General features: G+C 67.3%; 14 protein-coding genes and 1 tRNA gene. 7 read left to right on the top strand and 8 right to left on the bottom strand.

Going from position 1 to position 13403, the window contains the following annotated elements:
- Positions 1 to 13: 13 nt before the first annotated feature.
- The gene (locus tag MXB53_RS09685) at positions 14 to 478 is read left to right on the top strand and encodes a PUA domain-containing protein (protein ID WP_248897161.1); all 465 of its coding nucleotides are present in this window, start codon (positions 14 to 16) and stop codon (positions 476 to 478) included.
- Here MXB53_RS09685 and MXB53_RS09680 read toward each other — a convergent pair.
- The 4 genes from MXB53_RS09680 to MXB53_RS09665 all read right to left on the bottom strand — a co-directional run bounded on the left by MXB53_RS09680 (position 475) and on the right by MXB53_RS09665 (position 3192).
- Entirely contained in the window at positions 475 to 1452 is a 978-nt protein-coding gene (locus MXB53_RS09680; protein WP_248897160.1) for a presenilin family intramembrane aspartyl protease PSH, read from the bottom strand. The genes MXB53_RS09685 and MXB53_RS09680 overlap by 4 nt on opposite strands.
- Before the next feature lie 76 nt (positions 1453 to 1528).
- A complete protein-coding gene (locus MXB53_RS09675; protein WP_248897159.1) occupies positions 1529 to 1753 on the bottom strand; it encodes an H/ACA ribonucleoprotein complex subunit GAR1 in 225 nt (74 codons plus the stop codon).
- Positions 1753 to 2031, bottom strand: coding sequence for a signal recognition particle subunit SRP19 (gene srp19, locus MXB53_RS09670; protein ID WP_248897158.1), 279 nt, complete (start codon positions 2029 to 2031; stop codon positions 1753 to 1755). The genes MXB53_RS09675 and srp19 overlap by 1 nt, the downstream gene beginning before the upstream one ends.
- Before the next feature lie 60 nt (positions 2032 to 2091).
- A complete protein-coding gene (locus tag MXB53_RS09665) occupies positions 2092 to 3192 on the bottom strand; it encodes a PGF-CTERM-anchored ABC transporter substrate-binding protein (protein ID WP_248897157.1) in 1101 nt (366 codons plus the stop codon).
- 61 nt (positions 3193 to 3253) lie between these two features.
- Between MXB53_RS09665 and btuC the strand changes: the two genes are divergently transcribed.
- From btuC to MXB53_RS09645, 4 genes are all read left to right on the top strand, one after another.
- Positions 3254 to 4264 (top strand): vitamin B12 ABC transporter permease BtuC, encoded by a 1011-nt coding sequence (btuC, locus tag MXB53_RS09660; RefSeq protein WP_248898096.1) that lies wholly within the window; start codon positions 3254 to 3256, stop codon positions 4262 to 4264.
- A complete protein-coding gene (locus tag MXB53_RS09655; protein WP_248897156.1) occupies positions 4261 to 5559 on the top strand; it encodes an ATP-binding cassette domain-containing protein in 1299 nt (432 codons plus the stop codon). Before btuC ends, MXB53_RS09655 begins: the two co-directional genes overlap by 4 nt.
- 52 nt (positions 5560 to 5611) lie before the next feature.
- Positions 5612 to 6610 (top strand): class I SAM-dependent methyltransferase, encoded by a 999-nt coding sequence (locus MXB53_RS09650; RefSeq protein WP_248897155.1) that lies wholly within the window; start codon positions 5612 to 5614, stop codon positions 6608 to 6610.
- Between the two features lie 54 nt (positions 6611 to 6664).
- Positions 6665 to 6737: transfer RNA gene (locus MXB53_RS09645), tRNA-Thr, on the top strand.
- Positions 6738 to 7642: 905 nt separating this feature from the next.
- Here MXB53_RS09645 and MXB53_RS09640 read toward each other — a convergent pair.
- Positions 7643 to 8029, bottom strand: a complete 387-nt coding sequence (locus MXB53_RS09640) for a DUF7522 family protein (RefSeq protein WP_248897154.1) — start codon at positions 8027 to 8029, stop codon at positions 7643 to 7645.
- 985 nt (positions 8030 to 9014) lie between these two features.
- On the opposite strand from MXB53_RS09640, the gene MXB53_RS09635 reads away from it, so the two are divergent.
- Together MXB53_RS09635 and MXB53_RS09630 are read left to right on the top strand one after the other, a co-directional pair.
- Positions 9015 to 10154, top strand: coding sequence for a glycosyltransferase family 4 protein (locus tag MXB53_RS09635; protein ID WP_248897153.1), 1140 nt, complete (start codon positions 9015 to 9017; stop codon positions 10152 to 10154).
- A 112-nt stretch (positions 10155 to 10266) separates the two neighbouring features.
- A complete protein-coding gene (locus MXB53_RS09630; protein ID WP_345779701.1) occupies positions 10267 to 11271 on the top strand; it encodes a zinc-binding dehydrogenase in 1005 nt (334 codons plus the stop codon).
- 15 nt (positions 11272 to 11286) lie between these two features.
- On the opposite strand, the gene MXB53_RS09625 is transcribed toward MXB53_RS09630, so the two are convergent.
- The 3 genes from MXB53_RS09625 to MXB53_RS09615 all read right to left on the bottom strand — a co-directional run bounded on the left by MXB53_RS09625 (position 11287) and on the right by MXB53_RS09615 (position 13277).
- Entirely contained in the window at positions 11287 to 11835 is a 549-nt protein-coding gene (locus MXB53_RS09625) for a metal-dependent hydrolase (RefSeq protein WP_248897151.1), read from the bottom strand.
- A gap of 6 nt (positions 11836 to 11841) precedes the next feature.
- A complete protein-coding gene (locus tag MXB53_RS09620) occupies positions 11842 to 12930 on the bottom strand; it encodes a DUF1616 domain-containing protein (protein WP_248897150.1) in 1089 nt (362 codons plus the stop codon).
- 77 nt (positions 12931 to 13007) lie between these two features.
- Positions 13008 to 13277 carry a DUF8044 family membrane protein gene (locus MXB53_RS09615; RefSeq protein WP_248897149.1) on the bottom strand — a complete coding sequence of 90 codons (270 nt, stop codon included), beginning with the start codon at positions 13275 to 13277 and terminating at the stop codon, positions 13008 to 13010.
- Positions 13278 to 13403: the final 126 nt, after the last annotated feature.

Here is a 13403-nt window from a genome sequence, read left to right as displayed (position 1 = left end):
GTCGAATCGACCCATGACTCAGGAGGACCTCCCGCGGCTCCGGACTGTCGCCGACTACCAGTTCGGTGCTGGCGCGGGGGCCGCGCTCTTTCCGCCAGCCGACGATCTCACCGTGACGCGGTCGACGGGCGGTCGTCCGCGCCAGGTCCGCGCCGCCGCCGGGCGCGTCGTCTCCTACGGCACGGACGGCCGGTTCACGCTCGGCCTCGAAGGCGGCCGTCGACTGGTCGCGGCACTGGATGGGGTGCGTGCCCGCGTCGTCGTCGGGTCGGAGAGCGACCCGTTCGTCCGCGACGGCAAGAACGTCTTCGCGAAGTTCGTCCGCGATGTCGATGACGACGTGCGCCCGGACGACGAGGTGGCCGTCGTCCACCACGAGGGTGCGATCCTCGGCGTGGGCCGTGCGGAACTCGCCGCCGACGCCATGCACGACTTCGAGACGGGGATGGCGGTGAAGGTGCGCGAGGGCGCCGACTAGAGATACGCGGCGATGCCGAGCGCCTGCGTGAGCGGGATGTTCGCAAGTGCTGCCCCGAACAGGTAGCCGCCGATGGCGCCGCCGTTCAACAGAGGGAGGCCGGCGTGTGCGCGTCCCTTCATCACGGCCCAGAGCAGGGCGCCGAGCCCGAGGAACGTGCCGATCATCGCGAACAGGGCGGGGGCGTTGAGCGCGGGGAGGACGGCGATCCCGAGCGACGGCGCGGGCGAGAAGAAGGCGCCGCTCGCGACCATCACGGTGGGCATCACGGCGTCGCCGAGGCCGATGAAGAAGGCGTCGCGCTCCGTGTCGTCGGACTCGTCCCCGGCGTCGGCGTCCTCCGCATCCTCGTGCACGTCGCTCGCGCCCGAGAAGTCGTCCTCGAGCAGGGAGTACGACAGGGAGAGCGGGATCACGAGGATGACGGGGACGTGGAGATCCATCACGCCCTCCGCGAGACTGAGCATGTGCTCGGTGCCGTAGACGCTGATGGCGTCGTAGACCGCGAGCACCGACAGGAGCACGATCGCGGGCAACAGCCCGAAACTGATGCCGAACAGCGCGCCGGCGCCGATGCCCATCACGACGCCCGCGGCGTCGATGACGTACCACTCGGGGTACACCAGGAGCGCGACGGCGACGCCGACGGAAAGACCGACCGCGACGAGGTTGACGGTGCCGACGACGAGCGACGGGGCGACGACACTGAAGACGTACCACGAGACGAGCGCGCTGGAGAGGACGACCACCGCGCGCACTGCGCGCTCGAAGGCGTATTTGAACGCGGCGAGCATCAACACCGTCGCGACGAGGATGGCGGCGAAGTAGACGAGGCTGTTGGTGGGATCGGAGGGGTCCTCGACGGCCTGATACCCCGCTGCGTCGAACGGGCCGACCATCGCCACCGCGCCGACCTGAACGAGCAGGAACAGCGTGGCGGCGACGGCGATTCCCCGCATCTCGCGCGCGTTCATACCGGCCTCCGATCGCCGCGACTGTCCGGCCCCTCCGGTCGCCATGACTGTCGTTGGGTTGGCGCTCGGTGCCGACTCATCGTGCGTAGAGTTTCGTCCCCAGGAGGTCCGGGAGGCGGACGTGGTCGTCCGGCGAGACGGCGAGATAGGGGCGCTCGACGGGGCCGAACACGTCGACGACGCGCCCGACGGAGGAGAGCGACTCGTCGACGGCCATCGTGCCGATTTCGGGGGTGCCGTCGTCCGTGCGGACGATCGCCAGGCCCTGCGCAGTCTTGGTGACGGTTCCGAGGCGACGCATTAGTCCCGGAGGATGTCCACGTAGGCCGCGACGGCCTGGATGAGGTCGCTCTTCGAGGCGTCGTCTGCCCCCTTGACGAGCACGCGACCGCGGGGCTCGTACTCCCGCGGATAGGTGACGTCGCGTTCGATCACCGCGTCGTAGCCGACCTGCTGGACGGCCTCCGCGATCTCGTCGACCGTCGGATCCGGAACGGCTTCGTCTTCGGAGACGCGCCGGCCCTCGGCGCGACTCTTCGTCGCGTCCAGGTAGGCCGGCCAGATGACGTTCTCTACCATACGCCTACCCGGCGCGCCGGCCGTAATACGGTTTTGGATGGCGGCGCGCCGTCGGCGTGGTCACCGTCGCCGACGGTCGAGGGCGACCACGACGAACGACAGCAGGCCGACGACGGCGACGCCGACGCCCAGGCCGGGGGCGTCACCCGCCGTCGCGGTCGGCGTGTCGCCGGTGGTCGTGGCCACCGGTGGCTCGGCGGACGACCGCGGGACGTAACTCGATTCGCCGACGGCGTCCGGATGGACCGCCATCGCGACGGTGCGCAGCGCGCGGACGATGCTCCGTGGCGCCGGCTGATTGAGGTAGTTTACGCCGACTTCGACGGTCTGGTTCTCCTGGACTGCCGTCGTCTCTCGATAGGCCGCGGTGTCGGGGATCCCGTCCCGATCGTTGTACACGATCCAGTCGGGGTCGCGCTCGCGGACCACCTCGGGGCTGACCCGCGCGTACCCGGAGACGGCGTCGCCGACGACGTTTCGCGTCCCGGCGGTGGTCATCACGTCGCTGATGAACGTCTCGGTGCCGACGGTCCAGCCGTCGGAGAAGACGTACAGCGCGGTCGGACGGGGTTCGCCGGCGACGGCCTCGCGGACGGCCTCGACGTTCGCGTGCATCCAGGCGTTCGTCTCGGCGGCCCCGGCACAGGATCCGGTGAGGCGGCCGAGGAGCGTGGTTTGCTCGGCGACGCCGCCGATGGTCGCGGGGCTTTCGAGGGCGAAGACGGTCAGTCCCTGGTCGCGGAGCGTCGAGACGGTGTCGGGCGATATCGTCCCCGGTGCGATCACGAGGTCGGTGTCGAGCGCGATCAGGCGTTCGGTCCGAATTCCGCCCGACGCGGTGTTGACGACGGTTCGATCCTCGGCGCCGTCGAGATAGCGCGCGAACTCGGAGACGCCGACGACGCGGTTCTGCGCGCCGATTTCCCACAGCGTCTGGGCCGCGCTCGGGTTCAGGGTGGCGATGCGCTCGGGCGGTGTGGAGAGCGTGACTGCCGTGCCCGTGGCGTCGGTGCGGGTCACGGGAAACGAGCAGTCGGCAGATCGCGTCGCGTCGGTCGTCGCCGGCGTCGTTCCGGTCGCTGCCGGCGTGCTTCCCGCGACCGGGGCCACGCTGCCGACGAGGACGAGCACGAGCGCAAGGAGTACTGAGACAAGTCGCATTACCGGATTTTCGGACGGTATGCAACAAGTATTTACCTACTGCAAGCAGGCCTTCGAACCTATGCATGTGGGCGCCCGGACGGGCGCGTGGGTCAGTGGCCTGGCCGTCGCGCTCGTCGCCGTGACGCTGGCCAGCGCCACTGTCGGCCCAGTCGCTATCGGCGTCCGCAGCGTCGCGGAAATCGCCCTCTCGGCGCTGCTCGGCGGCGCTGCCGTCGCGCCGGAGAGCCACCGGACGATCGTCCTCTCGGTTCGCCTGCCCCGCATCGCGCTCGGCGCCGTCGTCGGCTTCGCGCTCGCCTCGGCGGGGACCGTGATGCAGGGATTCTTTCGGAATCCGATGGCGGATCCGTCGATTGTCGGCGTTTCGGCGGGCGCGGCGACCGGCGCAGTCGCGGCCATCGTCGCGCCCGTGCCGATCCCGCTGGCGCTCCCCGTCGCCGCCTTTCTCGGGGCACTGATCGCCGCGTTCGGCGTCTATCTGCTCGCGAGCGAGGGCGGGCGGACGCCCGTCGAGACGCTTCTCTTAGCTGGCGTCGCGGTCCAGACGTTTCTCGGCGCCGCCGTCTCCTTCCTTCTGGTGCATGCCGGGCGCGACATCCGGGAAGCGATCTACTGGCTGATGGGACATCTTCACCACAGCACGTGGTTCGAAGCGGGCGCCGCCGCCGCCATCGTCATCCCCGGCTTCCTCGCGATGCTCGTGTACGCACCCGATCTGAACGTGTTGCTGCTCGGGGAGGAGGACGCCCACTCGCTGGGGATCGAGGTCGAACGCACCAAATGCATCCTGCTGGCGGTCGCGAGCCTCCTGACCGCGGCTGCCGTCGCCGTCGCGGGCGTCATCGGCTTCGTCGGCCTGGTCGTCCCGCACATCATGCGCTTGCTCGTGGGGCCGGACCACCGCATCCTGCTCCCCACCAGCGCGCTCGCGGGCGCCTCCTTTCTCGTCGCCACCGACACCGTGGCCCGGGCCGGCGCCGCGGAACTCCCGGTCGGCATCGTCACCGCCGCGGTCGGCGCTCCGTTTTTCCTCTATCTCCTCCGCAACCGGGAGGTGCAGACGCCGTGACTGATCCCGCGATCGACATCGATGCTGTCTCCGTAGCGTTCGGCGGCGTCGATGTCCTCGAATCCGTGTCGACGACCGTCGACGAGGGGCGACTCGTCGGCCTCGTCGGGCCCAACGGCGCGGGCAAGACGACGCTGCTCCGCGTCGTCAACGGCGTGCTCACCCCCGATTCGGGAACCGTTCAGGTGTCCGGGCGGCGACTCGACCGTCTCGATTCGCGGGCGACGAGTCGGCTCGTGGCGACCGTCCCCCAGTCGACCGCGTCGACGTTCGCGTTCGACGTTCGGCGGATCGTCGCAATGGGCCGAACCCCACACGTCGACCGGTTCGAGGGTCGAACGGCGGCCGACCGCCGCGCCGTCGACGACGCGATGGAGCGAGCGTCGGTCGCCCACCTCGCCGACCGCCCCGTGACCGAGGTGAGCGGCGGCGAGCGCCAGCGCGTGTTCCTCGCTCGCGCCCTCGCCCAGGACACGCCCGTCCTCCTGCTCGACGAACCGACGTCGGATCTCGACGTGAACCACCAGGTGCGAACGCTCGAACTCGTGCGGGAGCTAGTCGACGAGGGTCGCACCGTCGTCGCCGCCATCCACGACCTAGATCTCGCGGCGCGCTACTGCGACGAACTCCGCCTCCTCTACGACGGGCGCGTGCAAGCGGCCGGGGCACCCGACGCGGTCCTCACCGACACGGCGGTCGAAGCGGCCTTCGATACGAACGCGACGGTCGCTCGCCACCCCGTCACCGGATCGGCGTCCGTGACCGCGTTCACCGGCGATGGCGACGCCTCGGGGCGCGTCCACGTCGTCGGTGGCGGCGGCAGCGCCACGCCCCTGCTCCACCGCCTCGCCGCCGCCGGGTTCGACCTCTCGGTCGGCGCCGTCGGCACTGCTGATCCCGACGCCGAGACGGCCCGCGCGCTCGACGGTGACCTGGTGACCGTCCCGCCCTACGCGCCGGTCGATGCCGAGACAGCAGACGCCGTCGCCGAGCGGATCCGCCGCGCCGACGCCGTCGTCGTCGCTGACGTGCCGCTGGCGACCGGGAACCTCCCGACTCTCACCGCCGTCGCCGACGCGGCGACGCCGACCGTCGTCGTCGACGGCCGTCCGCTCGCGGAGCGAAACACGGCCGGTGCGGCTGGCGAGCGCGTCCACGCCGCCCTCCGGACGCGCGGGACGGTCGTCGGTTCCGCCGATGTCGTCGACGCGGTCCGCCGCGCCGTGGCCCGGGCGGAGGACGCTCCCGACGATGCCGACCCACGACCCCCGACGGTCGACGACCCTCGGCCGTAGTCGCCCGGCGTCGAAGCGTCACGCTTACTCCCGCGGGTGGCGTCGCGTCCGTATGGAACGGCCGTGCGTTCGCGTCCCGCGGGAGGCCGGCGAGGAGACCCGCCAGGCTCTCGCCGCCGCCGCCCTCATCGACGAGGAGCACGAAATCGTCGTCGACGAGGGCACGCTCTATCTCCCCGTGACCGATCCCGACGCGGTCGCCGCCGAGTACGAGGTCGTCTATCGCGACGTTCCGGCTCACGACGGCCAGCGCACGCCCGCCGACATCCTCGGCTTCGATCCCTCCTACGAACGCCTCGGTGACGTGGCCATCGTCGACGAGGACGACCCCGACCGCGCGGCCACCATCGCCGACGCCATCATCGACTCCGACCTGCCCGTGCGCGCGGTGCTCAACCGCGCCTCGAAGGTGAAAGGCGAGCTCCGGATCCGCGACTGGACCGTCCTCGCGACGACCGGTGACGACCGGGACCGCCCCATCACCGAAACCGTCCACCGCGAGTACGGCTACGAGTATCTGCTCGACCTCTCGCGGGTGTACTTCTCACCCCGACTCGCAACCGAACGCCACCGCGTCACCGAACAGGTCGCGGCGGGCGAGCACGCGGTCGATATGTTCGCCGGCGTCGGCCCCTTCGTCATTCCGATGGCCGACCGCGAGGCGACCGTCGTCGGTGTCGACCTCAACCCCGCCGCCATCGACTACCTCCGCGCCAACGCCCGCCGCAACGGCGTCGCCGACCGCGTGACGGCGATCCAGGGCGACGTGCGCGAGGTCGCAGCCGACTACGCCGATTCGGCCGATCGGATCGTGATGAACCTCCCCCACAGCGCCGACGCGTTCCTCGACAGCGCCGTCACCCTCGCCGGCGACGACTGCGTGCTCCACTACTACGACATCCAGCACGAGGACGACCCCTTCGGCCCCGGCGAGCAGGCGATTCGGGCGGCGGCGACCGACTACGATGTCGAAATCGAGGCGCGACACGTCGTTCGATCCTATGCGCCCCACGAACTCAACGTCTGTCTGGACGTGCGTCTGTCCCGGTGACGGCGGGGCGTTTCGGAACCCTTATTTGAATCATTGCAGTACGGATGAGTGCGCGCCGGTGTAGCTCAGCTGGCAGAGCGATTCCTTCGTAAGGAATAGGCCGAGGGTTCAAATCCCTCCACCGGCTCTTCTGCTCGAACGACGTGAGCAGCGAAGGCCACGGGGGGATTTGAGCCAGGGAGTGAAGCGAAGCGGAACGACCGTGGTTCACAATCCCCTCCACCGGCTTAACTTCGGCTTCGCCTCGTTAATGACCGTAAACGCTCGTTAGCGGTGCTCTGACTCGAATATTTCTCTCAAGGTAGCCTCTGCTGGAGACATTTGAGTAGGTCTCACCACCCTGCTTTGCCGGGAACATTTGATTCCGTGGCGGACACGGTGCTCCGCAGTCGTGCGGTTTCAGAAAAGGAACCGGAAATCGGGGATGGCGTCGGGCAACTCGAACCCATCCAGTTGCCGTTACTCTTCCCGTGTTATTACCTCAGAAAATCCCCTATGGGGGCGGTTCGTCATTGTTCGGAACCCACTGTATCTGTCTCTGTTGAAGTTCTCTTTTTCAGACACGATTCGGATTGAAACACCCGCTCAGTAGGAGTGCCCCACCGACCTTTTGCTGCGCTCGGAGCCTTCGGCTCCTCGCTGGCAAAAGCTCGATCAAAAGCCTGCGTCGGCCCCTTCGGGGCCTCCTTGGCCCGCTCGCTCACTCCGTTCGCTCGCGGTCGATAGTTCCCCTATACTGAGCGATGAGTGGCTCAATCACCTACTGAGGCCTTCGACAGAACCGAGTTACTACCACACCCGCCGGTCCTCGATACGATTGAAGAGCTGGTGTGACCGACGAGAAATTCAGCTGCCACAATCCCGTTCTACTCACGATATGCTCACACCGATGAGTCGGGCAACCGCGGTTTCGGTTTCGTTGATCGTCTCCGCCGGAATTTCGCCGTCGTCACATCCCGAGGGGACCTCGCTCACCGTATCGACAGTGCTCACTCCTGTCACAACAGTGAGAACCCAGCAACCCCCACCCCGCTACTCGCCCCCGAACGCTTCGGTCCGCAGATACTCGAAACAGCACTCCAGATCGCCCAGTCGCACGTTTTCGGTCCGATCGATCGAGACCAGATACCCCGTCTTCGGCCGTTTCGGATGGGCTTGCACCAGCACTTGGGCGTCCTCGAAAATGTGAACCGAGCCGGTGAGCGCCCCGCATTTGAACTCCTCTTCGAGCGGTTTCGAGAGGAGTCGGTCGATGATGATCCGGTCGACGAGCGTCCGATCCTCTGCCCGCGTGTACTGCGCGCGGACGTCGTCGCGCATCCGCGTTTCGAACTTAGCGTTCCGAAACTGCGTCACTGCCCGGAGGGGGTCTCCGACCTGTCCGAAGAGTTCGTCCCAGACGGTCCCAACTGGGGTCATGCCCCGGTTTCGAGAACTGCGCGGTTAAACGCCTCGAAATGTTCTGCGCGTAACACGTATTCCGAGCGTTCGTGCGGGCGCACCGCGCTCGGTGCCTGTCACTGACGCCCGGGCGTTCGCAACCCTATCCCAATTTTCCAGTCACGGAGATTCACTCCTCGTCGAATTCGGAGGTGTCCGCAGGGGAGAACTCGGTCCCACCACAGTGCTCACATTCGGGCTCGATCTCGAATATCGGGATCGTTTGCCGATTTCCACACGATTGACACACGACATCCGGCATCACGCTCGCTCAGCACTGTAATACTATGAAGTTTTTCGAAAGCGTTCAATAACTTATAACAGAGTGTCAGATAGCGACGTCCGAGCGATAGTGTCGTTTTTGTGTTGAGAAGCCACCGACGTTCAGTGAGGGCGTGGTTCACTGATGGCGTCGATATCTACCCCTCTGTGAGCGGAAGCGAGTCTTGCACCGCGACGCGAACGGTGCGGCCGAGGGTCCCGGAACGGGAGGCCTGGATCGTAAACGAACAGTGCAGGCGGTCAGGGAGTGAGTCTACCCCGGCAGCGAACACGACGGGAACGATGATCGGGCCCTGGGTGGCGATGTTTCGGAGTTCGACCGTAGTCCGGCGGACGGATCCTCGAATATCGTCTCGTCGGGGGTAAACCCTCCCACTGACCGGGTGGTTCGACGCGCACGCGATGGTTGATCCGGCCGTCATACGACGCGGGTGGCCACAGACGGAACCGGAACCAGTCGGGCCGGTGGTCGCTGGGTGGATACCGCCAAGGAGGCGTGGATCCCCATCGCGCTCGACCGTTGTCTCCGCGTCGAGATGTTCGGGACGGTTCCGGGGGGCGGCCGCAACAGCCCGTGAGGACGGCCGCCGCTCCGATCAGGCATCGAAGCCGACGGACTCGCATCACTCACCCCCTCGCGCCACCGAAACCGTATTGGCGGGGCCACGTCTCGGCTACAGTGATGCGGGTCGCGTTCGTGAGCAACGTCGTCTATCCGTTCGTCACCGGCGGTGCCGAGAAGCGCATCCACGAGATCGGTCGTCGTCTCGCGGCCGACGGCCACGACGTTACGGTCTACGGACGCCATTTCTGGGACGGCCCGAAAGAGATGCGTCACGAGGGGATGACGCTCCGAGCGGTCGCCCCCGAGACGGAACTCTACGCTGGAGAGCGTCGGTCCATCACGGAGGCGCTCGATTTCGCGGTTCGCGCGCTGCCGACGCTCCGTCGATATCTCCGGCGCGACGACCACGATGTCGTCGTCGCCAGCGTCTTCCCGTACTTTCCGGTCTTCGCTGCGAAACTCGCCAGCCACCGTACCGACACTCCGTTGGTCACCACCTGGCACGAGGTCTGGGGCGACTACTGGGGGGAGTATCTCGGTGCGCTCGCTCCCTTCGGCAAATGCACCGAACGACTCACCGCCCGCACGCCCCAGCATCCCATCGCCATCTCCGGTGTCACCGCCGACCGCCTCGCAACTATCGGTCCCGACCGCGCCGATATCGAAATCGTCCCGAACGGGATCGACACCGAGCAGATCCGGACCGCCCCGCGTCCTGAACGGGGGTACGATGTCCTGTTCGCCGGCCGACTCGTCGAACACAAGAACGTCGACCTCCTGCTGGAGGCCTTCGACGCGGTCGCCACGGACCACGATGCCACTCTCGGCATCATCGGCGACGGCCCGGAGAAAGCCCGCCTCGAAATCCAGCGCGACGCCCTGACCCACGCCGACCGCGTCGACTTCCTGGGATTTCTCGACGACTACGAGGCCGTCCTCGGGCATATGCGCGCGACCGATGTTTTCGTCTCGCCATCGACACGCGAGGGATTCGGCCTCACGTTCGCGGAGGCCATGGCCGCCGACTGTACCGTCATCGCGGCCTCCCATCCCGACTCCGCCGCGAACGAGGTCATCGGCGACGCCGGCTTTCTGGTCACCCCTACCGCGGACCGTCTCGGCGACGCGCTCGAACGCGTTCTCGACGGTGCGCGACCCGTTGAAAGCCCCTGTGAGCGCGCCGAGAGATACGACTGGGACGCCGTCGCCGACCAGGCCGAAGACGCCTACCGGTGCGCTATCGACGGCTCGTGGTGAATCCTTCTCGTCGGAGCGGACCATTCTCACACCCAGACGTGCCGAGACAGCGTGATGGACATGACCCGGAAACACCGAGTACATCCGTCCGAGTCCCCAACTCCGATCCGAGATGCCTTCCGAGATGGATGCCTACACGATCGAGGAATTTGGCGGTCCGGACGTGTTCGAGCGGACCACGACGGCGGTCCCCGATCCCGCCCCGAACGAAATTCGGGTCGAGGTCGTTGCCTCCAGCGTCAACCCGGTCGATTACAAAGTTCGCCAGGGGCACATCCCCGACTTCGCGCCCGATTTCCCGGCGACGCTCCACTGCGATGTCGCCGGCGTCGTCGACGCGACCGGCGAGGATGTCGAGGCGTTCGAGGCGGGCGACGAGGTGTACGGAATGCCCGGCGGCGTGGGCCGACAGGGGTCGCTCGCGGACTACGTCGTCGGCCACGCGGGCACGTTCGCTCACGCCCCCGACTCGCTTTCGCTCGAGGAGAGCGCCGCGCTCCCCGTCGTCGCGCTGACCGCGTGGGAGATGCTCGCCGACAAGACCACCGTCGACATCGGCGACGACGTGCTGGTCTACGGCGCCACGGGCGGCGTCGGCCATATCGGCGTCCAACTGGCCGACTGGTTCGGGGCGACCGTAACGGCGACTGGTTCGAGCGAGGCAAAGCGTGCGCTCGCCGCGGACCTCGGCGCCGATCACACGGTCGACTACACGCAGACCGCTGTCGAATCGTACGTCGCCGACCACACGGACGGGCACGGCTTCGATGTCGTCTTCGACCCCATCGGCGACGACCACCTCAACACGTCGTTCGAGGCGGTCCGGCCCTACGGTGCAGTCGTCACGACCGAGTCGAGCGACGCCGGGGACGTGGACCTCGCACCGATGCACGCTGCCTCGTTAGAACTCGGCGTCGTCCTCGTCATTCACCCGGTGCTGGCCGGTGCCGGCCAGGAACGGATCGGCGCGGAACTTGAGACGATCGCGACGCTCGTCGACAAGGGCGTGATCGTCCCGCGTATCGACGCACGGTACGCGTTCGACGAGGTGGCGGACGCCCACCGGCACGCCGAGCGCGGCGACTTCGTCGGGAAACTGCTGCTCGTCAACGAGTAGGCTCCGGGCCGTCGATCACTCACGATACAGCCACAGCCAGTGGAGCGCGACCGTTCCGCCCGCGAGTACGACCAGCCAGAACTGGTCGTGGTGCCAGGGGGTCGCATAGATCCGCGCCAATCGCACTAGCGGCGAGATGTCGTCCGCCGGATACACCGGCGCCGGAAGCAGCGGGTACAGCAAGTACGACGCGGCGTGCCAGCGACCGTCGAGAAGCGCGACGTAAGAGTCGGCGAGCAGGTGTGACGCGTAGCCGACCGCGAACGCGACGGGACTGTACGCGACGAGCCGATGAAGGAACGATGTCGATGCGGGATCCGTGGCGACGCGCCGTCGCACCAGTACGAGCAGGAGCAGCCACAGACACAGCACGAACACCGAATGCCCGAGCGACCGCCCGCTGGGGAGTACCCGGAGGAACACCAGCGGCTTATCGACGAGGTCCGGTAGCTGACTGGCGACCAGCAGGGGGACGAGGGAGAGCCGGGACGGGTGTCGTCTGGTCGCCGCGGCGACGCTGACATACGAGAGATACGCGACGGCGGCGTGACCCAGCGGGAGCATCTGGGGTTATCGACCGTGGAAGACTGCTGTGTCGCTCGCTGTACCGTGAACCGGGCCGAGTCGCTGGGCGTCCGGACTGGAGACGTTTACCCACAGATGCACTTCGCGGTAGGCGTTCTCCGTCGACGGCGCCGCTGGCGGTGGACCACGGTAGAGCAGATAGACGAGGCGGAGCCGCTCGCCCGTCATCGGCGGTTCGATCGTATGCTGCCGGTGCCAGGTCTCGTTGTCGGCCACCCGGGCGTCGAACCGGCGGAGCTCCCGTTGCTCCTGGACCTGCACCGTCGTCTCGTTCGAGCCGGTTTCGTTCACGACGAGCGCCCGCTGAAGAGCTACCACGACGGTGTACTCCGTCGCCTCGTGTTCGTGGTTACCGATGCCGACGACCAGCGACGCCGGTTGGCCTCGCGTGAGGTCTGTCGGGTAGTCGTCGGCCACGAGTTCGCCGCCCTCGCTCTCGGTGAGCAGGTAGAGTTCGCTGAACGCTTCCCCCTGTTTCGGGACGGCGACCGCGTAGCCGACGCTCCCGGCCGCCAGCAGGACGCTGCAGACGAGCAGGACGTTGAGCGCGCCGTCCCTGCGCGACTCGGCGGTCGTCAGGTCGGTCCAACCGGCCGCTATCGCTCCCCGTACGTCGACCGTGAAGCGCTGGGCGGCCGGCACGGACTGGCGTCGCCGCGCGGCGACCGCAAGCGCTACCAGACAGAACAGGAGCAGCGCCGCCATGACCGGTCCCAGCCGGATGCCGAAGGGCGTGAAATTGAGTATCAACCCGAGCAGCGGCACGATGGCGATGCTCGTCCCGAAGGCGAGCGCCACGCGTTCGATCCCGTCGATCCCGCGTTCTGCCGCGTCGTCGCCGGTATCGTCGGGTGCCGTTCCGACCTCCGGAAAGAGGGCCGCGACGAACAGATATCCCGGCACGAACAACACGAGCGGTAACGCGAGTGCGGGGCGGAGCAGCGTCGTCCGGACGACTGGGAGTGCGACGACGGCCGTCGCGATGACGAGGTATCCAGCGACTAGTTGGAGATCCTGGGGGAGCCGTCGTACGCTCCCCGGTACGAGAATCCGCCACGCTCGCGTCCGATCCATTGCTTGTCTGCAGATTCGACTGGATCGGTTAAACCCCACCGGTCCATCAGGCGCCGCTCGTCGTGTCGTCGGCAGTGTCAGGAATTCGCGAGAATCGTGGCGATGCGGCGGGCGACGATGTAACCGAACCCGAGCAAGCCGAGCAGGAGAACCCACCTGAGACGGCGTCGCCACGCGGGCGTCGTCGAGAACGGCGCGGTCAACTCCGTCACGACGAGGGCGCTGATGAGCGAGAGTACGAAAAACAGTTCGAGCGAGAAGGCGCCCAACAGGACGAGAACGAGGACGCTGGCGACCATCAGCCCCGTCTGCGCGTAGACGAACCGCAGGCGTCGAGGCGTCGCCATACACGGATCCCTACGACGACGGCCTCATTAGTAGCATCGGAACGGGGGCGGGAGGGCAGGCCACGAGATGGGCACTCGTACATGTTCGATCATGAGGATTCTGTGTCAACCAGTGATAACCACTAT

The sequence above is a fragment of the Haloplanus sp. XH21 genome, assembly GCF_023276355.1.
Taxonomy (GTDB): domain Archaea; phylum Halobacteriota; class Halobacteria; order Halobacteriales; family Haloferacaceae; genus Haloplanus; species Haloplanus halobius.
This window is presented reverse-complemented; position numbering and strand designations above follow the sequence as displayed.